Annotated in this window: 1 protein-coding gene; it reads right to left on the reverse strand. The window is 63.6% G+C overall.

The features are described 5' to 3' along the window. Positions 1 to 20: 20 nt before the first annotated feature. The coding region (locus EN786_RS36120) for an integrase core domain-containing protein (RefSeq protein ID WP_135910039.1) at positions 21 to 440 on the reverse strand (420 nt) is incomplete at its 5' end.

A 440-nucleotide genomic window follows, 5' to 3' on the forward strand; every position in this document is an offset into this window, starting at 1 on the left:
CTTGACGTTGCCCCCAGTTTCTATCCAGTTTTGAGTTCGTTTCCGGCGTGGGTTGTGCCCTGCTGGGCGGGTGAAGCGACGGGCGCTGGCGCGGAGCCTTTGGCATAGCGCAGCGCGAGCGACCGTCGCGGATTGAAGGTGCTGGCGAACTCGGCCGGTGTCTGCCAGGCGATTTGGGAGTGCGGCCGCGCCGTGTTGTAGTCGGCGCGCCACAGGGCGATGGCTACGCGCGCCTGAGCCAGCGAGGTAAACAGCGTCTCGTTGAGCAGTTCATCACGCAGTCGGCCGTTGAAGCTCTCGATGAAGCCATTCTGCATCGGCTTGCCGGGCGCAATGTAATGCCATTCGACGCGGTTCTGATCCGCCCAGGAGAGGATGACGTTCGAGGTGAACTCGCTGCCATTGTCGCTGACGATCATCCTCGGCCGGCCGCGCTCGGT

It is taken from the genome of Mesorhizobium sp. M4B.F.Ca.ET.143.01.1.1 (assembly GCF_004792275.1).
In the GTDB taxonomy this organism is placed as follows: Bacteria; Pseudomonadota; Alphaproteobacteria; order Rhizobiales; family Rhizobiaceae; genus Mesorhizobium; species Mesorhizobium abyssinicae.